The sequence below is a fragment of the Rhodanobacter koreensis genome, assembly GCF_054782855.1.
The window spans coordinates 759,703-779,283 of sequence record NZ_BAAGRR010000002.1 but is presented as its reverse complement, the minus strand read 5'-3'; the positions used below and the strand labels follow the sequence as shown (position 1 = coordinate 779,283).

Annotated in this window: 15 protein-coding genes; 13 read left to right on the top strand and 2 right to left on the bottom strand. The window is 63.7% G+C overall.

The window, feature by feature from the left end:
• Positions 1 to 56: 56 nt before the first annotated feature.
• Complete coding sequence (locus ACYVKM_RS09355) at positions 57 to 1,880, top strand: chloride channel protein (RefSeq protein WP_460877328.1); 1,824 nt, start codon at positions 57 to 59, stop codon at positions 1,878 to 1,880.
• Positions 1,881 to 1,889: 9 nt separating this feature from the next.
• Here ACYVKM_RS09355 and ACYVKM_RS09350 read toward each other — a convergent pair whose 3' ends face one another.
• On the bottom strand, positions 1,890 to 2,924 hold the full coding sequence (locus tag ACYVKM_RS09350; RefSeq protein ID WP_460877327.1) for an agmatine deiminase family protein: 1,035 nt from the start codon (positions 2,922 to 2,924) through the stop codon (positions 1,890 to 1,892).
• Between the two features lie 129 nt (positions 2,925 to 3,053).
• Complete coding sequence (locus ACYVKM_RS09345; protein ID WP_460877326.1) at positions 3,054 to 3,410, bottom strand: hypothetical protein; 357 nt, start codon at positions 3,408 to 3,410, stop codon at positions 3,054 to 3,056.
• Positions 3,411 to 3,645: 235 nt separating this feature from the next.
• Between ACYVKM_RS09345 and ACYVKM_RS09340 the strand changes: the two genes are divergently transcribed.
• From ACYVKM_RS09340 to smc, 12 genes are all read left to right on the top strand, one after another.
• Entirely contained in the window at positions 3,646 to 5,568 is a 1,923-nt protein-coding gene (locus ACYVKM_RS09340; RefSeq protein WP_460877325.1) for an ABC-F family ATP-binding cassette domain-containing protein, read from the top strand.
• Between the two features lie 2 nt (positions 5,569 to 5,570).
• The gene (locus ACYVKM_RS09335) at positions 5,571 to 6,494 is read left to right on the top strand and encodes a phosphoglycerate mutase (protein ID WP_460877324.1); all 924 of its coding nucleotides are present in this window, start codon (positions 5,571 to 5,573) and stop codon (positions 6,492 to 6,494) included.
• Complete coding sequence (gene recJ, locus ACYVKM_RS09330) at positions 6,455 to 8,206, top strand: single-stranded-DNA-specific exonuclease RecJ (RefSeq protein WP_460877323.1); 1,752 nt, start codon at positions 6,455 to 6,457, stop codon at positions 8,204 to 8,206. Before ACYVKM_RS09335 ends, recJ begins: the two co-directional genes overlap by 40 nt.
• Before the next feature lie 67 nt (positions 8,207 to 8,273).
• Entirely contained in the window at positions 8,274 to 8,645 is a 372-nt protein-coding gene (locus tag ACYVKM_RS09325) for a SpoIIAA family protein (RefSeq protein WP_460877322.1), read from the top strand.
• 329 nt (positions 8,646 to 8,974) lie between these two features.
• Positions 8,975 to 10,657, top strand: a complete 1,683-nt coding sequence (gene asnB, locus ACYVKM_RS09320; RefSeq protein WP_460877321.1) for an asparagine synthase B — start codon at positions 8,975 to 8,977, stop codon at positions 10,655 to 10,657.
• A gap of 68 nt (positions 10,658 to 10,725) precedes the next feature.
• A protein-coding gene (prfB, locus tag ACYVKM_RS09315) for a peptide chain release factor 2 (RefSeq protein WP_460877320.1) occupies positions 10,726 to 11,851 on the top strand; the annotation gives its coding sequence in 2 pieces (ribosomal slippage) (positions 10,726 to 10,800 and positions 10,802 to 11,851; 1,125 coding nt in all).
• Between the two features lie 46 nt (positions 11,852 to 11,897).
• Complete coding sequence (locus ACYVKM_RS09310; protein ID WP_460877319.1) at positions 11,898 to 12,215, top strand: hypothetical protein; 318 nt, start codon at positions 11,898 to 11,900, stop codon at positions 12,213 to 12,215.
• A 103-nt stretch (positions 12,216 to 12,318) separates the two neighbouring features.
• Complete coding sequence (gene lysS / locus ACYVKM_RS09305; RefSeq protein ID WP_460877318.1) at positions 12,319 to 13,851, top strand: lysine--tRNA ligase; 1,533 nt, start codon at positions 12,319 to 12,321, stop codon at positions 13,849 to 13,851.
• 3 nt (positions 13,852 to 13,854) lie between these two features.
• Positions 13,855 to 14,154: a YciI family protein gene (locus tag ACYVKM_RS09300; protein ID WP_460877317.1), complete on the top strand. Its 300-nt coding sequence runs from the start codon at positions 13,855 to 13,857 to the stop codon at positions 14,152 to 14,154.
• Positions 14,155 to 14,167: 13 nt separating this feature from the next.
• Entirely contained in the window at positions 14,168 to 14,428 is a 261-nt protein-coding gene (locus ACYVKM_RS09295; RefSeq protein ID WP_460877316.1) for a BolA family protein, read from the top strand.
• 92 nt (positions 14,429 to 14,520) lie between these two features.
• Positions 14,521 to 15,960, top strand: coding sequence for a hypothetical protein (locus ACYVKM_RS09290; RefSeq protein ID WP_460877315.1), 1,440 nt, complete (start codon positions 14,521 to 14,523; stop codon positions 15,958 to 15,960).
• 108 nt (positions 15,961 to 16,068) lie between these two features.
• Positions 16,069 to 19,578, top strand: coding sequence for a chromosome segregation protein SMC (gene smc / locus ACYVKM_RS09285; protein ID WP_460877314.1), 3,510 nt, complete (start codon positions 16,069 to 16,071; stop codon positions 19,576 to 19,578).
• Positions 19,579 to 19,581 lie beyond the last annotated feature (3 nt).

Here is a 19,581-nt window from a genome sequence, read left to right as displayed (position 1 = left end):
TCGGATGCGTCGGCGTGGCTTGACACCATCGGCTTGAACCACGGGATCAGTTCAGCATGAGCAGGATTGGACACTTTCTCCGGCGCATCTACGAACGCTGGAAGCAGGACACTCTCAGACAGAGCGATTTCCGGCCCACCGTCAGCATCCTCAAATTGTCCCTGATGGCTGTGTTCATCGGTGTCGCGGCCGCATTCGTCGCATTTGCGCTGTACAAGGCGATCAGCTTCGTCACCAACTTCTCGTTCCGGCAGCAACTCTCGTTCGCCTTCGTGGCGCCAGGACTGCATGCCTCGACCTGGGCAATCGTGCTGGCACCGCTGGTCGGCGGATTGCTGGTGGGCTTGATGGCTCGCTACGGCACCGAACGCATCCGCGGTCATGGCATTCCCGAAGCGCTGGAGGCGATCCTGTTCCGCAAGAGCAAGATGATGCTGAAGGTGGCGATCCTGAAGCCGCTGTCATCGGCGATTGCGATCGGCACCGGTGGCCCGTTCGGCGCAGAGGGGCCGATCATCATGACCGGTGGCGCAGTCGGCTCGCTGTTCGGACAGATGTTCTACCTGACCTCGATGGAACGGCGCACCTTGCTGGTGGCCGGTGCCTGTGCCGGCATGGCGGCCACGTTTGGCACGCCGATCGCCGCAACCCTGCTGGCGGTGGAACTGCTGCTGTTCGAGCTGCGTCCGCGCAGCACCATTCCGGTGGCGATCGCCTGCTTCGTGGCCGATGTGCTGCGCATGTGGCTGCTGGGTTCCGCGGCGCTGTTTCCGCTCGCCGCGCAATTCGCGCTGAATCTGCCGGTGTTTGGCATGGCTGCAGTGTGCGGTTTCCTGGCGGGCCTGCTGGCCACCTTGCTGACGGCGATGGTCTATCGCACCGAGGACGTCTTCCACAAGCTGCCGGTGCACTGGATGTGGTGGCCGTTGATCGGTGCGATCGCGGTGAGTGTGGGTGGCCTCATCGAACCGCAGGCGCTGGGTGTGGGCTATACCGTGATCGATCAGCTTCTTACCGGACAGATGGTCGGCACGGCGATCCTGGTGTTCATGCTGGTGAAATCGGTAATGTGGGTGATCTACCTGGGATCGGGTACGTCCGGCGGCGTACTGGCGCCGTTACTGTCGCTGGGCGCTGGACTGGGCGGCCTGGAGTCGATGCTGTTCCCGGGCCCGGACCCGTTGCTGTGGCCGTTGCTGAGCATGGGAGCGATGCTGGCCGGGGTGATGCGGCTGCCGTTCACCGCGATCCTGTTCGCGCTTGAACTCACCCACAACGCCAGCGCGCTGCCAGCCTTGCTGATTGCCTGCACGATGGCGTACGGGGTCAGTGTTTTCCTGATGAAGCGCTCGATCCTGACTGAAAAGATCGCACGGCGCGGATTCGACATCTTTCGCGAATATTCGGTGGACCGTCTCGAACACATGGCGGTGAAGGAAGTGATGACGACGGACATGGTGACCGTGCCCAGCGACCTTACGGTACGCGAGCTGGCCGATCGCTACTTCGGTGCGGACCAGAAATACCGTGCTTTCCCCGTCATCGACGATAACGGCTGCCTGCTCAACGTCGTCAATCGGCAAGACGTGGTGCAGTGGCTGAAAGATGATCCGAACGGTGCCAGTCGGCTGGCCGATGTGGTGGGCAAGGAGCCGGTGATCGCGCTGCCCGACGAAAGCTGCCAGAGCGTGGCAGTGCGCGCGGCGGTGGAGAAACTCGACCGCATCCCGGTGGTCGGCCCGGACCACCGCACGCTGCTGGGCATGGTTACCCGCTACGACCTGCTCAAGCCGTACACGCACCATCACAACGAGGAGAAGGTGCGCGAACGCTTCTTCCGCAACGGCAAGCCGCCTGCGGAAAGCAGCAACGGAGCCTGAACGGATCGCTCAGAGCAGCCCGGCCGGCAGCTGCATGGTGATGCAGTGCAGGCTGCCGTTCTGCCAGATCAGCGGGCGGCAGGGTACCTGCACGATTTCGCGGCCCGGGTGGGCAGTGCCGATGATGCGCGCCGCTTCATCGTCCGCCTTGTCGCCATAGGCCGGCACCAGCACGGCGCGGTTGACGATCAGGTAGTTCGCGTAGGAGGCGGCAAGCCGGCGCCCTTCGTCGAGGATGGGTTGTGCCCATGGCAACGGATAAAGCTGGTACGGCTGGTCATCGCCGGTACGCAGCGCGGCCAGTTCTGCGCCCATGCGCTGCAGTTCGTCGTGATGCGGATCGCCGGGATCGTCGCAGGCCTGGAACACGATGCGTCCGCCGGGCGCGAAGCGGGCGAGGGTGTCGATGTGCGCATCGGTATCGTCGCCTTCGAGGTAGCCGTAATCCAGCCACAGCACACGTGCGGCATGCAGGCTGTCACGCAGGATCGCACTCATCTCCTCGCGCGATTGCTCAGGGTGGCGCTGTACCAGGCAACGCCAGGTGGTGAGCACGGTGCCCGCGCCATCGCTCTCGATGCCACCGCCTTCCAGCGCCCAGTCGATGCGCTTGTGCGCGGCATGACCGAAGACACCGGCGTCGATCAGCCCGGCGATCAGCGCGTCATCCTGCTCGGCGCCGAACTTGCCGCCCCAGCCGGTGAAACGGAAGTCGGTGAGCTGGAAGCCTGCATCGCCGGCTTTCAACGTAATCGGGCCGGAATCGCGCAACCAGGTGTCGTCGTACGGGAGCTGGACGAAACGGATCCGCGCAGGCTCGACCTTGGCGTCACGCAGCAGGGTTTCGACGTGGGCCTGCAGGCCAGCATCAGCCACCACGATGATCAGCGACTGGAAGCGGGTGACCGCTGCGGCCAGCGCCACGTAGGTGGTTTCCACCGAGGCCAGGCGCTCGGCCCAGTCGGTATCGGCATGCGGCCAGGCAATCAGTACCGCGGCCTGCGGTTCCCATTCCGCCGGCAGGCGCAAGGAGGGGTCGGTCATGCGGGGTGTCTCGAGCAGTCGGGGGAAGCGCCGGGGCCGGCGTCGGACTGCGGATTGTACGACGAGGTCAGGGTCGCACACACAAAAAAGCGACCCGTGTCGCCACGGGCCGCGTCGTCGGAAGCAGGGTCAGTTGGCGGCGGTCGGGTTGGTATTGTTGCCGGCAGGGGTGTTGAGCACGGAATGGATCACGTGTTCATGCTCGAAATACACGATGAAGTTCGAGTATTCCCAGCGATTGATCTGCGGATGCTTCTGGCTGTCGCCACCGCGTGGCGACAGCTTGCGCTGCGGCGCACCCCAGGTTTTCTCGACCTGGGCCATGCTCATGCCGCGGCTGGGCAGGTTCATGCCCTTTTCTTCCTGCACGCGATGGATCAGCAGGCTGTCGCCGTTAGGGGCTGCACGGACTATCTGCGGCGCGGCAAAACCGGCGGCAGCGATCAACATGACAAAGACCGGCAAACTGTACGTGAACTTGACCATGGCTCCCCTCTCCAGACAAGGCTGTATGCGGCGTCGTTGTAACAGAACTACCCAGATGACGCTACGTTGTGGCAAACATAATGTCGACTGTGCCATGCCGACGGGTGCCGATTGCGACGGGTTGGGCATTCGGCCATCGCGCGGGCATAACCGGCCGGTTCGTCGAGAATAGCGCCATCACCGCTATCATGGGCGGCTGCGAGCGACTGCCCGCCCGGTTTGGATACTGTTTTCCATGATTGCCTTTCGACACTTTGCCTTGCGCCGCGGCACTCGCCTGCTGCTTTCCGATATTGACCTGGTGATCCAGAGTGGCTGGCGTCTGGGCGTGATTGGCCGCAATGGCTGCGGCAAGTCCAGCCTGTTCGCTGCCCTGCAGGGCAAGCTGGAGAGCGATGCTGGCGAGCTGGACATGCCAGGCAAGCTGCGGTTGGCCTCGGTGGCGCAGGAAACCCCGGCGCTGCCGGACGCGGCGATCGACTATGTGCTGGGCGGCGACGAGGAACTGGCCGATGCAATGCGCGAAGAGGCGGAGGCCGGCGACCGCGGCGACATGGAGGCGATGGCGAAGGCGCACCACCGCATCGAGGAGCTGAACGGCTACGACGGCCGCGCACGTGCCGGCCGCCTGCTGCATGGCCTGGGCTTTCCGCCGGAAACGCATGAGCGCGCGGTCAAGGAGTTTTCCGGCGGCTGGCGCGGACGCTTGAATCTGGCCCGTGCCCTGATGTGTCCGTCCGATCTGCTGCTGCTTGACGAACCGACCAACCATCTCGATCTCGACGCCGTGCTGTGGCTGGAGGAGTGGCTGCGCCGTTACCAGGGCACCTTGCTGATCATCTCGCATGATCGCGAGTTCCTCGATGGCGTGATCACCCACACGCTGCACCTCAACGACGGCAAGGCAAAGCTGTACACCGGCAACTACAGCGCGTTCGAGCGCCTGCGTGCCGAGCAGTTGCGTCAGCAGCAGATCTCGCATGAGCGCGAACAGGCCGAGCGGGCGCATCTGCAGTCCTTCGTCGACCGCTTCAAGGCCAAGGCCAGCAAGGCCAAGCAGGCGCAATCGCGCATGAAGCGGCTGGAGAAGCTGGCTGGTACCGAGGCGGTGCGTGCCGAGCGTCCCTTCAGTTTCCAGTTTCCGGTGCCGGGGCGGTTGCCCGATTCGATGTTGCAACTGGAGGACATCACGGCCGGCTACCCGAATCGGGACGGCGATGGCATCAACATTGTCCTGCGCGATGTTGGCTTCAGTCTGGAAGCGGGCGAGCGAATCGGCCTGCTAGGCCCCAACGGCGCCGGCAAATCCACCCTGGTGAAGACCCTGGTCGGCGAGCTCGATCCGTTCAGCGGCGAGCGCAAGGTGCACAAGGATCTGAAGATCGGCTATTTCGCCCAGCACACGGTGGAGAGCCTGCGCGAAGGTGCCAGCCCGCTCGATCACCTGATGGACAAGGCGCCGGGCGTGGCCACCCAGGTCATGCGCGACTTCCTCGGCACCTGGAATTTTGCCGGCGATCGGGCGTTCGAATCGGTCGACGGGTTCTCTGGCGGCGAGCGCGCGCGCCTGGCACTGGCGCTGATCGCATGGGAAAAACCCAATCTGCTACTGCTCGATGAGCCGACCAACCATCTCGACCTGGACATGCGCGAAGCACTGGCCGATGCGCTGGCCGACTTCGACGGCGCGCTGGTGCTGGTTTCGCATGACCGCCATCTGCTCGGCATGGTTTGCGACAGCTTCTGGCGCGTCGCCGATGGCGTGGTGGAAAGCTTCGACGGCGATCTGGACGATTACGCCAAGTGGCTGAAAACGCGCGGCGCTGCTAACAAGAAGGCCGCAAAGGCAGGTTCGACCGCCACCAAGCCGGTGGTCAAGATCGTGCCGGAGGAAACGCCTGAAGAACGTCGCCGCAACGCGGCCACCCAGCGCGAGAACGAGAAGAACTCACGCCAGCGGGTGAAGCGGATCGAGACCCGCACGGCCACCATCGAAACCGAACTGGCCGCGCTGGAAACCCGGCTGGCTGATCCAGCCACGTACAACGGCCCTACCCAGGAAATGATGCGGCTGGGACAACGCCAGACCGAGCTGCGCCGCGAGAAGGAAGCGCTGGATGCGGAGTGGCTGGAGCTGTACGAGCGACTGGAAGCCTGAGCATGCCCGCTGGCGCGAAGCCATCGCTGTCGTTATGGCTGCCCGCGTTGACGCATGTCGAGCCGGGCCATCCGCTGCGCGAGCTGCTGGCGCGCGCCGATCGCCTGGCCGAGGGTACGGCTGGCTATCTCGGTGGTCTCGGTGAGCATTTCCAGGGTGTGGATGCGGCACTGCCGGCGGCGGCGCTGACCCGCGAATGGCTTGCCGGCGATGCGGGTGATGCCACCTGGCTGGCGGCCGACCCCGCCTGGGTACAGCCCGACATGAACGGCGTGCGGCTGCTGGCCTGCGGTCAGCTGCAACTGGACATGGCCGAGGCCCAGGCGCTGGCTGCCGCGTTGCTACCGGTATTCGACGAGGCCGGCCTGCAGCTGGATATTTCCACCCCGGATCGCTGGCATCTGAAGCTGCCGCCTGGTACGTCGCTGCCTGCCTTTGCCGCACCCGAGCAGGCGCTGGGCGAGGATCTTTCGCAGCATTTGCCGGCGGGCGCAGAAGGGCGCCGCTGGCGCGTGCTACTCAACGAAATCCAGGTGGTGCTGCACCAGCATCCGCTGAATGCGCAGCGGCGTGCACGTGGCCTGGCACCGGTCAACAGTCTGTGGCTGTGGGGCGGTGGCAGCTTGCCGGGCCCCCTGTACAGTGATCTGCGTGGCGTGATCAGCGACGACCTGCTGTTGCGTGCGCTGGCCGCACACGCCGGTGTCGCGCATCAGCCGCGCACGGCCGAAATCGTGGCCGCCGCCAGCACCGGCTGGTTGATTGACCTGCAGGATCTGCCGGCTGGCGAGATTGCAGCGCGCTGGTGGCCGGTGTTGCAGCCGCTGCTCGATCGGCAGCCGGTCGTCCTGCATTTCGCCAGCGCCGAGCGCTGGCAGCGCAAACCATGGCATCGCTGGCGCATCTGGCGCGGGGCAGGGCGTTGAGCGCGCTGCAGTTGCGCCGACGTGAGAGCAAGGGCTTGCCCGGTGGCTGGCCAGCTTCAGTGCATCCGGTTTTGCAGCAGATCTACGCCGCCCGTGGCGTGCTGGATCCCAGCCAGGCCGAACATCGGCTGGCCCGGATGTTGTCGCCGCAGACGCTGGGCGGCATGGCGCAGGCTGTCGACCTGCTGGTCGAGGCCATTCGTGATGACTGGACCATCCTGGTCGCGGGCGATTACGACTGTGACGGTGCCACTGGCACTGCGGTGGCCGTGCGTGGCCTGCGAATGCTTGGCGCGAAGCGGGTCAGCTACGCCATCCCCAATCGTTTCATCCACGGCTATGGGCTGAGTCCTGCGCTGGTCGAATCACTCCAGCCAACCCCGCAACTGATCGTCACCGTCGACAACGGCGTGGCCAGTGTGGCTGGCGTGGCGGCGGCCAAGGCGCGCGGTATCCGCGTCATCGTCACCGACCATCATCTGCCAGGCGAACAGTTGCCGGCCTGCGATGCGATGGTCAATCCGAATCTTGCTGGTGACGCCTTTCCCAGCAAGGCGCTGGCCGGCGTCGGTGTGATGTTCTATCTGCTGCTGGCGCTGCGTGCCCATTTGCGCGAGCAAGGCGCGTTCGGTAGTACAGAGCCGGATCTGTCAGGCCTGCTCGACCTGGTTGCACTGGGCACCGTGGCCGACCTGGTACCGCTGGATTTCAACAATCGGGTGCTGGTCGAGGCAGGGTTGCAACGCATTCGCAGCGGCCACGCTTGTGCCGGCATCAGCGCGCTGGTCGAGTCCGGCAAGCGCAGCTTGGCCACGCTGTGCTCCAGCGACCTCGGCTTCGTCGTCGGCCCGCGCCTGAACGCGGCGGGACGGTTGGAGGATATGCGCCTCGGCGTCGAATGCCTGCTCACTGACGAGGTGGCGCAGGCACGCTGCCATGCCGAGCAACTCAACGCGATCAACCTGGAGCGCCGCGACCTGCAGGCGTCGATGGTGGCTGAGGCCGAGCAGATGGTGGCAGGCATGACCGACATCGATGCGGTCGGCGTGGCCCTGTACGAGCCGAGCTGGCACGCCGGCGTGGTGGGTCTGGTCGCCTCGAAGCTGAAGGAACGCCTGCATCGCCCGGTGATCGCGTTCGCACCGGCCAGCGAGGACGATATCGACAACCTGCGTGGCTCGGCGCGCTCGATCAGCGGATTTCACATCCGCGATGCGCTAGCCGCGATCGACGCACGTCAGCCGGGGCTGATCGAACGCTTTGGCGGCCATGCGATGGCGGCAGGACTGAGTCTCAAGACCTGCGACTACCCGCGTTTCGCAGCGGCGTTCGACGCGATCGCACGCGAACTGATCGACGCCGAGCGGCTGCAGGCGGTGCTCTACACCGATGGCGAGCTGCCAGCAGGTGCGTTCTCGCTGGAGCTGGCTCGGCAACTGCGCCAAGCCGGTCCGTGGGGACAGGCCTTCCCTGAACCGCTGTTCGAGAACCTGTTCGCATGCACCAGCTGGAAAGTGATGGGCGAACGGCATCTGCGCCTGCAGCTGCGCGACCCGCGCGACGGCAGCCTGCATGACGCCGTGATGTTCAACGCGTATCACGGCCAGCCACCGCCGTCGCCGCTGCGTGCGGTCTACGAACTGGTCATCAACGACTGGCAGGGGCGGGAAACGCCACGTCTGCTGTTGCGGCACATCGAGCCTGCCACCTGACGCTGATCGCACGTTTTTCACGTGGCCTGGCGCATGGTGGCGACCGGACCGTCGACGGAGAACACCCGTGATCGCACAGATCGAAGGATTGCCTGCCGGCACGCTGGGATTTCGGGCCCATGGTCAGGTTACGGCAGCCGATTACGAAAACATCATCGTGCCGGATGTCGAGGCCGCGTTTGCGCTCAACCGCAAGCTGCGCGTGCTGTACGTTACCGCCGAGGATTTCACTGGCTTCGACCCCGGTGCGATGTGGGACGACGTCAAGATGGGCATGCGCCACTTCAGCGGCTGGGATCGCGTGGCGCTGGTGAGCGATGTGCAGTGGCTGCGCACGACCACGTCGGCGATGAGCTTCATGGTTCCTGCCGAGATCCGACTGTTCCATCTGAACGAACTGGACGAGGCGCAACGCTGGATTACCGAGCCAGCGGGCTGAGGAATGATTCCCGTGATAGCTTGCGTATGGACGGCCAATCTGTTCTAGTCGACCCATGCATCCGATGATTGCCCGCTCAAAGACTCCCACCGCGCCTTCCGCGCGAGGCTTCGTGCTGGCTGGCAACAACAATAATCGCGCGAACAATAACGCCAACCGTTGGCGGGCTCTCGCGTAGCTTCAGGTTTCCAGAAACATACGCGACGAAGGCCCGCCCAGTGCGGGCCTTCTGCTTTTTGTTTCACGCGAATCCGTTCGCGAAATGCAAAACCGGCCATCCATGGCCGCACTTTTCAACAAAGCCGATACCAACCGAAAGGAAAGTAACCATGTGTTCGATCTTCGGAATGTTCGATCTTCAGCCAGGCGATGACTTGGCCGCGTTGCGCCGGCAGGCGCTGGAACTGTCGCAGCGCCAGCGCCATCGCGGACCCGACTGGAGCGGGGTGTACGTCGACGCCGGGGTGATCCTGGTACACGAGCGGCTGGCCATCGTCGATCCGGCCAGCGGAGCGCAGCCGCTGCGTTCGCGCGACGGCGCACTGGCGCTGGCAGTGAACGGCGAGATCTATAACCACCAGCAGCTTCGTGGAGCCAGCACCTATGACTTCACCACTGGCTCGGATTGCGAGGTGATCAATGCGCTGTATCGCGAACAGGGCGCAGCTGGCTCACTCACTGATCTAGTCGGCAAGCTCAATGGCATCTTCGCGTTTGCCTTGTGGGACGGTGAGACTCAGCGTCACGTGATCGCCCGCGATCCGATCGGGGTCTGCCCGTTGTACTGGGGGCATGATGCCCAGGGCCGCTTGTGTGTGGCCTCGGAAATGAAGGCACTCGTGGGCATATGCGCCGACGTTGCGTCGTTTCCGCCAGGTCATGTCTACGATAGCGCTGACGGTGAATTGTGTCGCTACTATCACAAGCCGTGGCGCGATTACGCGCATACGCAAGGCCACGATGTCGCGGCGCCGGTCTTGCGTCAGGCCTTCGAGCAGGCCGTGCATCGTCAGCTGATGACGGACGTCCCTTACGGCGTGCTGCTTTCTGGTGGGTTGGATTCCTCGCTGGTGGCTGCGTGTGCCGCGCAATTCGCTCGTCATCGCATCGAAGAAGGCGATCGCACCGAAGCATGGTGGCCACGACTGCACTCGTTCGCGATCGGGCTGGACGGTTCGCCGGATCTGGCCGCAGCCCAGATTGCCGCCGATGCGCTGGGCACGGTGCATCACGGCTTCGTCTACAGCTTCTGGGAAGGGCTGGACGCGCTGCCCGAGGTGATCCGGCATATCGAGACCTACGATGTCACCACCATCCGGGCCGCCACGCCGATGTATCTGCTGGCGCGACGGATCAAGGCGATGGGCGTGAAGATGGTGCTGTCGGGCGAGGGTTCGGACGAACTGTTCGGCGGCTACCTGTACTTTCACAAGGCACCATCGGCTGAGGCGTTCCACGAGGAAACCGTGCGCAAGCTCGATGCATTGCACAGCTACGACTGCCTGCGCGCGAACAAGGCGATGATGGCGTGGGGTGTGGAGGCGCGCGTGCCGTTCCTCGACCTGGAGTTCATCGACGTGGCGATGGGTCTGGATGCGAAGCACAAGATGGCAGGGCAGGGACGGATCGAGAAGGCTGTGCTGCGTGAGGCATTCGAGGGTGCACTGCCGGATTCGATCCTGTGGCGCCAGAAGGAGCAGTTCAGCGACGGTGTTGGCTACGGCTGGATCGATGGCCTGAAATCGCATGCCGGGCAGGCCGTCAGCGATCGTGAATTCGCCGCGGCTGCGGCGCGCTACCCGTTCAACACGCCAGCGACCAAAGAGGCGTATTTCTACCGACGCATCTTCGAACAGCACTTCCCCGGCGAGGCCTACGCGCTCACGGTACCGGGCGGCAAGTCGATTGCCTGCTCGTCGCCGGCGGCGCTGGCCTGGGATCCGGCTTTCGCCGGCGCGGCCGATCCCTCGGGACGGGCGGTGCGTGGTGTGCACAGTCAGGCACTGGCTTGACGTGTTTGCTATCCTGTAGCGCTTTATCGGCGTCGTCTTGCGGCGCCAGCAACCTTATTGGCCGAACCATGATCGAAACCAATCCGATCCTCGCGCAGATCGCGGACCTCAGGGGCCGCGTCGAGTCGCTTAGGGGGTATCTTTGACTACGCTACAAAAAGCGAACGTCTGGAAGAAGTAAGCCGCGAACTGGAAAACCCGAACGTCTGGGACGATCCGGCGCGCGCGCAGGAACTGGGTCGTGAGCGCGCCCGCCTGCATACCATCGTCAATGGCATCGACACGCTGACCGCCAGTCTTACCGACGCCAGCGAATTGCTGGAAATGGCGATCGCCGATAGTGACGACGAGACGGCGCAATCGGTGATCGACGACCTGGCCAGGCTCGAAGCACAGGTGAGCAAGCTGGAGTTCCAGCGCATGTTCTCCGGCAAGATGGACGCCACCAACGCGTTCGTCGACATCCAGGCCGGCGCTGGCGGCACCGAAGCGCAGGACTGGGCCGAGATGCTGCTGCGCATGTATTTGCGCTGGTGCGAGTCGCGTGGCTGGAAGACCGAGCTGATGGAAGTCAGCGGCGGTGACGTGGCCGGCATCAAGTCCGCCACGTTCCGGGTCGAGGGCGACTATGCCTACGGCTGGCTGAAGACCGAAATCGGCGTGCACCGGCTGGTGCGCAAGAGCCCGTTCGATTCGGACAACCGCCGGCACACCAGCTTCACCTCGGTGTTCGTGTCGCCGGAAGTCGACGACGATATCGACATCGAGATCAACCCGGCGGACCTGCGAACAGACGTCTATCGTTCGTCCGGCGCCGGTGGCCAGCACGTCAACAAGACCGAGTCGGCGGTGCGCATCACGCACATCCCCACCAATACCGTGGTGGCGTGCCAGACTGGCCGCAGCCAGCACCAGAACCGTGACACGGCGATGAAGATGCTTGCTGCCAAGTTGTACGAGCTTGAGCTGCAGAAGCGCAACGCCGAGAAGGATGCGCTGGAAGCGACCAAGTCCGATATCGGCTGGGGCAGCCAGATCCGCAACTATGTACTCGACCAGAGCCGCATCAAGGATCTGCGCACCGGCATCGAGCGCACCGACACGCAGAAGGTGCTGGACGGTGACCTGGACGAGTTCATCGAGGCCAGCCTGAAATCCGGCCTGGAAGCGGGCGCCAAGCGCGTCGATGCGTGAGTGCTGATCCGTTGAATCGGTTCGATCACCTGCAAGGAGCCACAGCATGAACAGCAAGAAGATCTGCGGAATCCTGATCGCATTCGCCGCACTTGCGGCGTTCAACGGCATGGCTGGCGCGCAGGAGAGCTCGGGTGTCAAGCAGGACGCCAAGGCGGTCGGCCACGGCGTCGCCAACGGTGCTCGCGATGTCGGCCACGCGACCAAGCACGTCGCCGTCAAGGTCGGGCATGCCGGGAAGGATGCCGGCCTCGGCATCGGGCACGGCGCAAAGAAGGCCGGTATCGCCGTCGGCCACGGCGCGCGCGATGGCTGGAATGCGACCAAGCATGCGGTCAAGCACGTGTTTCACAAGGACGATTGACGGGCGGTGCTGTTCCGAAGAGAACCCGCCGTGTTATTTGCAACCCAACCATAAACTGAGAAATGTCCGCGCCTCTACGAGCGCCGGCTGTAACGGAATCCCCATGAGTGAACCGGTCGACACCCTGCCCATCGACGAGAGCAAGCCAGACGTCAATCGACTTGTCGCCGAGCGTCGCGAGAAACTGACGGCGCTGCGCGGGCAGGGCATCGCATTCCCGAACGACTTCAAGGTGGACAGCTTCGCCGGCGACCTGCAAGCCGAGTTCGCGGACAAGGACGTGCAGACGGCCGAGGTGATCGATGCGGTGGCACGTCGCGTGAAGATGGCCGGCCGCATCGTGCTCAAGCGCGTGCAGGGCAAGGTCAGCTTCGTGCAATTGCAGGACTTCAGCGGACGCATCCAGCTGTTCATCCATCAGGGCACGCTGGGCGAAACCTACGAGGCGTTCAAGGGCTGGGATGTGGGCGACATCGTGGGCGCCGAAGGCGTGCTGATGCGCACCAAGACCGGCGAGTTGTCGGTGCGCGTCGACGGCCTGCGCCTGCTGACCAAGAGCCTGCGTCCGCTGCCGGACAAGTTCCACGGCCTGGCCGACGTAGAGCAGCGCTACCGGCAGCGCTACGTCGACCTGATCGTCACCGAGGAAGCGCGCCGCACCTTCATGCAGCGCTCCAAGATCATCGGCTTCATGCGCCAGTGGCTGGAAGCGCCGAGCCGCCGCTTCATGGAGGTGGAGACGCCGATGATGCACATCATCCCCGGCGGCGCCACGGCCAAGCCGTTCATCACCCACCACAATGCGCTGGATCTCGACCTCTATCTGCGCGTGGCGCCCGAGCTTTACCTCAAGCGCCTCGTGGTCGGCGGCTTCGACCGCGTCTACGAGATCAACCGCAACTTCCGCAACGAGGGTGTGTCGACCCGGCACAACCCCGAGTTCACCATGCTGGAGCTGTATCAGGCTTACGCTACCTACACCGAGATCATGGATCTCACCGAGGGCGTGATCCGCGATACGGCGAAGGCAGTGATCGGTAGCACCCAACTGCATTGGGATGGTGCGGATATCGATGTCGGCCCGGCGTTCCGTCGCTGGAGCATGGAAGACGCGGTGCTGGAGCTGAATCCGGAGATTCGCCGCGAAGAATTGCGCGATCGCGAGGCGATGGCGGCCCATGCCAAGCGGCTCGGTGCACAGGTCAAGCCGGGTTATGGTTGGGGCAAGCTGCTGCTGGAAATCTTCGAAAAGACGGTCGAGCACACCCTGGTCCAGCCGACCTTCATCACTCAGCATCCGGTCGAGGTGTCGCCGCTGGCGCGCGAGAGCGATACCGATGCGGGCATCACCGATCGCTTCGAGCTGTTCGTCAACGGCAAGGAGATCGCCAATGGCTTCTCCGAGTTGAACGACCCGGAAGATCAGGCCGCACGTTTCCAGGCCCAGGTCGACGCCAAGGATGCCGGTGACGACGAGGCGATGCACTTCGATGCCGACTACATCCGCGCGCTGGAAGTGGGTCTGCCGCCGACCGGCGGTCTCGGCATCGGCATCGACCGGCTGGTGATGCTGCTGACCGATTCGGCGTCGATCCGCGATGTGCTGCTGTTCCCCTATATGCGTCCGGAGGCTTGAACCATGTGGTACGCGATCATCGGCACCGACAACGCGAATTCGCTGGAAGCACGCAAGTCCGCGCGGCCGGCACATCTGGCCCGCCTGCAGCAGTTGCAGGACGAGGGCCGCATGTTACTGGCCGGTCCGTTTCCCGCGATCGATGCGGAAGACCCGGGCCCGGCCGGTTTCAGTGGCAGCCTGATCGTGGCCGAGTTCGCCTCGCTGGCCGAAGCGGAAAGCTGGGCTGCGGCGGATCCCTATATCGCCGCTGGCGTTTATCGCGAAACCGTAGTCAAGCCGTTCCGCAAGGTGCTGCCCTGAAGCGGGCACCGTGATGACCGAGCAACCCGTCATTGAGCAGATCCGCGAACGCCTGCAGGCCGCGTTCGCGCCGAGTGAGCTGGAAGTGCTGGACGAAGGCCACAAGCACGCCGGCCATGCGGGTGAGGGCAAGGGCCACTTCCATGTACGGATCGTCAGCGCCGCGTTCGCCGGCCAGTTGCCGATCAAGCGCCATCGGATGGTCTATGCCGCGCTCGACGGGCTGATGAACCATGGTATTCATGCCCTGTCGATCGATGCGAAGACAGAGTAAACGCATGGCCGAGAAGGTTGCATGGCATGGCGCTGACGCAGGGGGCTGCTTTCGGATAGGAAGCGTGCAGGCTTGGCTGCTCGGAGGCATACATGCAAGGTAACCAGGCTGCAGAAAACGCTTGGGGACGTCTGACCTGGCGGGTTGCCACTGTGACGGCCGTACTCCTCGTCGCTTATACAGGCTGGTATCTGCTCAGGCACAGCGACTTCAACAACGACGATCTGGACAACTTCGTGTTCATGCAACACACGGGGTTCTGGCAGTTCGTGCTTACGCCAACCGATGTGCATTACGTGCCTATGCACAGGCTGCTCACCTGGTTGGTGTACCACATCGCGCCGATGAGATTTTCGGTTGCGCTTGCCGTCCTGATGATTTTCCACATAGGCACGCTGATCTATCTGGCCTGCAGCCTGCGCTTGCTGAGGGTGGGGCAGGCAAGCGGTCTGCTTGTGTGTGGTTACGCTGCATCGAGTCTGATCGTATTCGGGCTAGGCTGGTGGGCGCATGCCGAGCATCGCGTACCGTATGTATTTCTGGATATGTGCGCGATCTACCACTACCTGGCGTGGCTCAGAAGCAGGCGTCGTGTCCATTTGTGGATTGCCGCGTTGGCATTTGTGCTGGCATTCGGCTTTTACGAAAAGGCCGTCCTGATCCCGTTGCACATGCTGGTCATCGGCTACCTGAGTGACGAGCTGCGGTTTCGCCCGAATCTACGCAAAAATATCTGGCCTCCTGCGCTGCTTGCACTGGGATCGGCGGCCTACGTCCTGTTCTATCTACTCTTGCATCCGAACAGTGTGCAAACGGCGTTGCCGCAGGCCATCCGGGCCGACCTTGAATTCGTCAAGGTGTTATTCGCTGCGGCTTCCGGATTTGCCATGGAATCATTCCATGATGTTCCGATTCATGGAATGAATCTGCGTTTGATCGGCGTACTGTTGCTCGGATCAGTCATGCTTGTTTGGAGCATCTGGCGCGGAGATGGCAGTTGGAAAGTACTGCTGGCCATGCTGCTGATAACGTTTCTGGACTACCTGCCAATTACCATGTCGAATCGCATCGTATTGTTCGATCTTGGCATTGCACATCAGTACCGGTTCGGCTACGAGGAGCTGCAGCTGGTGGTCCTGTTTGTCGGCATATGGTTCGCTCGCGTTGCCGTTGTACCGATCTCGGAGCAAGGTCGAAAGGTGCTCTGGCTGGCCGGTTTCTGCCTGGTGATCATCTACACAGGGTTTAATTCGCTGAATTTGCGAATGAGCCGCCACCAATTATTAAGCTGGCAATGGGCTCTGGACCATTCGCATATCTATCTCGCCCATCTGCGGGGAGACCTGGCAGATATAACGGAGCGTGCGCCGGTATTCGAGAACGACAAACTACCGGGATATCTTACGTTTCTCAGATTCACACCCGATACACGGGCGTTGCTCCCGCTATTTGTGCCAAACGTTCGTTTTGATGACGCGGTCAGCCCGCGCTATAAGGTGCTACAGGACGGTCATGTCGAGCATGCCCGGTAACCCCGTCATGCGGTACCCCCTGAGGGTTCGCCGCGCCGCTCCCGGTTCGATAAACTGAGCCGCTGTTAATTGCTACAGAGTTGTGTCCGACCCACCTACAGGCATCCAATGCGTCTGAGCACCATCAAACTCGCCGGTTTCAAGTCCTTCGTGGACCCGACCACCCTGCATCTGCCGAGCAACATGATCGGCGTGGTCGGTCCGAATGGCTGCGGCAAATCCAACATCATCGACGCGATTCGCTGGGTGATGGGCGAGAGCGCGGCCAGCCGCCTGCGCGGCGATTCGCTGACCGACGTGATCTTCTCCGGCTCGAATTCACGCAAGCCGGTGGGGCAGGCTACGGTGGAGCTGATCTTCGACAACGCCGACGGTTCCATCCAAGGCGAGTACGGCCAGTACGCCGAGATCTCGGTGAAGCGCCAGGTCACCCGCGACGGCCAGTCCGCGTATTTCCTCAATGGCGCGCGCTGCCGCCGCCGCGACATCACCGACCTGTTCCTCGGCACCGGCCTGGGTCCGCGCAGCTACTCGATCATCGAGCAGGGCATGATCAGCCAGATCATCGAGGCGCACCCGGAAGAGTTGCGCACTCATCTGGAAGAGGCTGCCGGTATCTCCAAGTACAAGGAGCGCCGCAAGGAAACCGAGAGCCGCATCAAGGCTACCCGCGAGAATCTCGACCGTGTGCGCGACGTGCGCGACGAGGTCGACAAGCAGCTCGAACACCTCAATCGCCAGGCGCGTGCCGCCGAACGCTGGAAGGCGCTGAAGGAGGAGCAGACGCGCAAGGAAGCCGAACTGCGTGCCCTGGAATACCGTGGCCTGAAAAGCCAGCACGACGGGGAAGGCGCAGACCTGTCCGCTGCCGAGATCGAGATCGAGAAGCAGCTGGCCGGACAGCGCGAGATCGAGGCACAGCTGGAAAGCGTGCGCGAACGTCACACCGACGCCAGCGAGCACCTGAATGCCGTGCAGGCCGAGGTGTACAAGGTTGGTGCCGAGATCGCCCGCGTCGAACAGCAGGTTCGCCACAACCGCGAGAATGCCGATCGCCTTTCGCGCGCTCATGGCGACGCCGAACGCGAGCATGCCGAGCTGGCGGCGCACATCGCCACCGATCGCGAACAAGTCGAGACGCTGCGCATGGCGCTGGCCGAAGGCGAACCGAAACTCGAAGCCCTGCAGCAGATGCAGGACGATACCGCCGAAGCTCAGCGCAGCACCGAGACCAAACTGGCCGACTGGCAGCAGCGCTGGGACACGCACACCCGCAATGCCGGCGAGTCCAATCGCGCAGCCGAAGTGGAGCGTACCAAGCTCAATTACCTCGACCGCCAGGCAATTGACCTGTCCAGGCGCCGCGAAACGCTGGAAACGGAACAGAAAGCCACTGACGTGGCCGCGCTGGACGCCGCCGGCGAACAGCTGCACAGCGAGCACGACACCCAGCGCGAGCGCGTCGAAACGCTGGGCAGCCTGCTCGACCAGCACAAATCCAGCCACGAGAAGGTGCAGGACGAGGAGCGCCAGGTGCAGTCGGCGCTTAACGAAGCACGTCAGCAGTTGCAGGCAGCCCGCGGTCGGCATGCCTCCCTGGAAGCGCTGCAGCACGCCGCGCTGGGCCAGGAGGAAAGCGCGGCCAGTGGCTGGCTGAGTCGCCTCGGGCTGGACAGGTCGCGCCGCCTCGGTGAATCGCTGCAGGTCGAGGCCGGCTGGGAAACGGCGGTGGAGACCGCGTTGAGCGGTTTCCTCGATAGTGTGCTGGTGGACGGTTCGCATGTGCTCGCCGCCGAATTCAAAGCACTCGAAAACGCCGATGTGGCACTGCTGGATGCCGTCGACGGTGGCGCCAACACCGCCGGCACGCTGGCCGCGCATGTGCGCGGCCCGGCCGCCGCGATGGCGATCCTCGGCCATGTGCTCACTGCCGAATCGCTTGACGAAGCTCATCAGCGCGTGGCGTCGCTGTCCGCCCTGGCGCCGTACCAGTCGGTCATCACCCGAAGTGGTGAATGGCTGGGCCCAGGCTGGGCGCGCGTGCGTCGGGCGCAGGGCAGCCAGGTCGGCGTGCTGGCGCGCGAGCGCGAGATCCGCCTGCTGGCCGAACAGATCGCCACGCTGGAAGCGCAACTGGAGGAAGCCAGCGAACGGCTCGACACGCTGCGTACCACCAAGTTCGAGGCCGAGCGTGCCCGCGACGATGCCCAGCGCGAGCTGTACAACGCACATCGCCGCCAGTCCGAGCTGGCCGGCCAGTTGCAGAGCCATCGTGGCAAGCTGGAAACCGCCCGTGCCCGCGCCGAGAAGGTCAACGGCGAGTTGAACGACCTGGCCAGCCAGCTCGACGAGCTGCAGAGCCAGACCCGCGAGGCACGGGCCCGCCTGGATGAATCCGTCGGCCTGATGGGCGACCTGGAAGACCAGCGCCGCGAACTGGAAAACGAACGCCGCGCCCTGCTGGAAGCACGCGAGGAAGCGCGCATGAATGCACGCGAAGCTGCCGACCAGTCGCATTCGCTGGCACTGGCGCTGGAATCCAAACGCTCCTCGCTGGCTTCACTGGAGCAGGCGCTGGGTCGCATGGACGCTCAGTTGCGCCAGATCGAATCGCGTCGCGGCGAAATCGCCGAACAGCTCGCCGCCGGCTCCGATCCGATCGCGGAACTCGAGGGCGAGAGGCAGACCTACCTGGACCAGCGCCTGCTGGTCGACAAGCAGCTGGTGGAAGCGCGTCGCGCGCTGGAAGACTGCGACATCACCTTCCGCAAGCTGGAACAGCAACGCCATCTGGCAGAGCAGGGCCTGGCCACACTGCGCGAGAGCCTGTCCGAGAAACGCCTCGCTGCACAGGCACTGCATCTGCGCGCCGAACAGCTGGCCGAAGCGATCACTGCGTCAGGCCTGGAACTGGAGACGTTGCTGGCCGAGCTGGCCGAAGACATCGATGCCAGCCAGTGGCGGTCGCAGCTCGGCGACATCGGACAGAAGATTGCCCGACTCGAGCCGGTCAACCTTGCCGCGATCCAGGAACACGCCGAGCAGAGCGAGCGCAAGACCTATCTGGACAACCAGCTCGCCGACCTGGTCAGCGCGATGGAAACGCTGGAAGGTGCGATCAAGAAGATCGATCGCGAGACCCGCCAACGCTTCAAGGAAACCTTCGACAAGGTCAACGCCGGCGTGCAGGAGCTGTTCCCGCGCCTGTTCGGCGGTGGCCACGCCTACCTCGAACTGACCGGCGACGACCTGCTCAATACCGGCGTGTCGATCATGGCGCGTCCGCCAGGCAAGCGCGTCTCCAACATCACCCTGTTGTCCGGCGGCGAGAAGGCACTCACGGCGGTGTCGCTGGTGTTCGCGATCTTCAGTCTCAATCCGGCACCGTTCTGCCTGCTCGACGAGGTCGATGCGCCGCTGGACGAAGCGAACGTCGGGCGCTTCTCCAGCATGGTGCGCGAGATGAGCGAGAAGGTGCAGTTCATCTTCATCAGCCACAACAAGGCCACCATGGAAGCAGCTACCCAGCTGTGTGGTGTGACCATGCGTGAGCCGGGTGTGTCGCGACTGGTGCAGGTGGATCTGGCAGAAGCGGCTAAACTGGCAGGAGCTGCCTGAGGA

What these genes read in the sequence shown, in the direction of transcription:
- recJ (WP_460877323.1), top strand. Translation starts at nt 6,455, where the DNA reads ATGGCATCGCTGGCGCATCTGGCGCGGGGCAGGGCGTTGAGCGCGCTG.
- lysS (WP_460877318.1), top strand. Translation starts at nt 12,319, where the DNA reads ATGAGTGAACCGGTCGACACCCTGCCCATCGACGAGAGCAAGCCAGAC.
- ACYVKM_RS09290 (WP_460877315.1), top strand. Translation starts at nt 14,521, where the DNA reads ATGCAAGGTAACCAGGCTGCAGAAAACGCTTGGGGACGTCTGACCTGG.
- ACYVKM_RS09355 (WP_460877328.1), top strand. Translation starts at nt 57, where the DNA reads ATGAGCAGGATTGGACACTTTCTCCGGCGCATCTACGAACGCTGGAAG.
- ACYVKM_RS09300 (WP_460877317.1), top strand. Translation starts at nt 13,855, where the DNA reads ATGTGGTACGCGATCATCGGCACCGACAACGCGAATTCGCTGGAAGCA.
- smc (WP_460877314.1), top strand. Translation starts at nt 16,069, where the DNA reads ATGCGTCTGAGCACCATCAAACTCGCCGGTTTCAAGTCCTTCGTGGAC.
- ACYVKM_RS09350 (WP_460877327.1), bottom strand. Translation starts at nt 2,924, where the DNA reads ATGACCGACCCCTCCTTGCGCCTGCCGGCGGAATGGGAACCGCAGGCC.
- asnB (WP_460877321.1), top strand. Translation starts at nt 8,975, where the DNA reads ATGTGTTCGATCTTCGGAATGTTCGATCTTCAGCCAGGCGATGACTTG.
- ACYVKM_RS09295 (WP_460877316.1), top strand. Translation starts at nt 14,168, where the DNA reads ATGACCGAGCAACCCGTCATTGAGCAGATCCGCGAACGCCTGCAGGCC.
- ACYVKM_RS09345 (WP_460877326.1), bottom strand. Translation starts at nt 3,410, where the DNA reads ATGGTCAAGTTCACGTACAGTTTGCCGGTCTTTGTCATGTTGATCGCT.
- ACYVKM_RS09335 (WP_460877324.1), top strand. Translation starts at nt 5,571, where the DNA reads ATGCCCGCTGGCGCGAAGCCATCGCTGTCGTTATGGCTGCCCGCGTTG.
- ACYVKM_RS09310 (WP_460877319.1), top strand. Translation starts at nt 11,898, where the DNA reads ATGAACAGCAAGAAGATCTGCGGAATCCTGATCGCATTCGCCGCACTT.
- ACYVKM_RS09340 (WP_460877325.1), top strand. Translation starts at nt 3,646, where the DNA reads ATGATTGCCTTTCGACACTTTGCCTTGCGCCGCGGCACTCGCCTGCTG.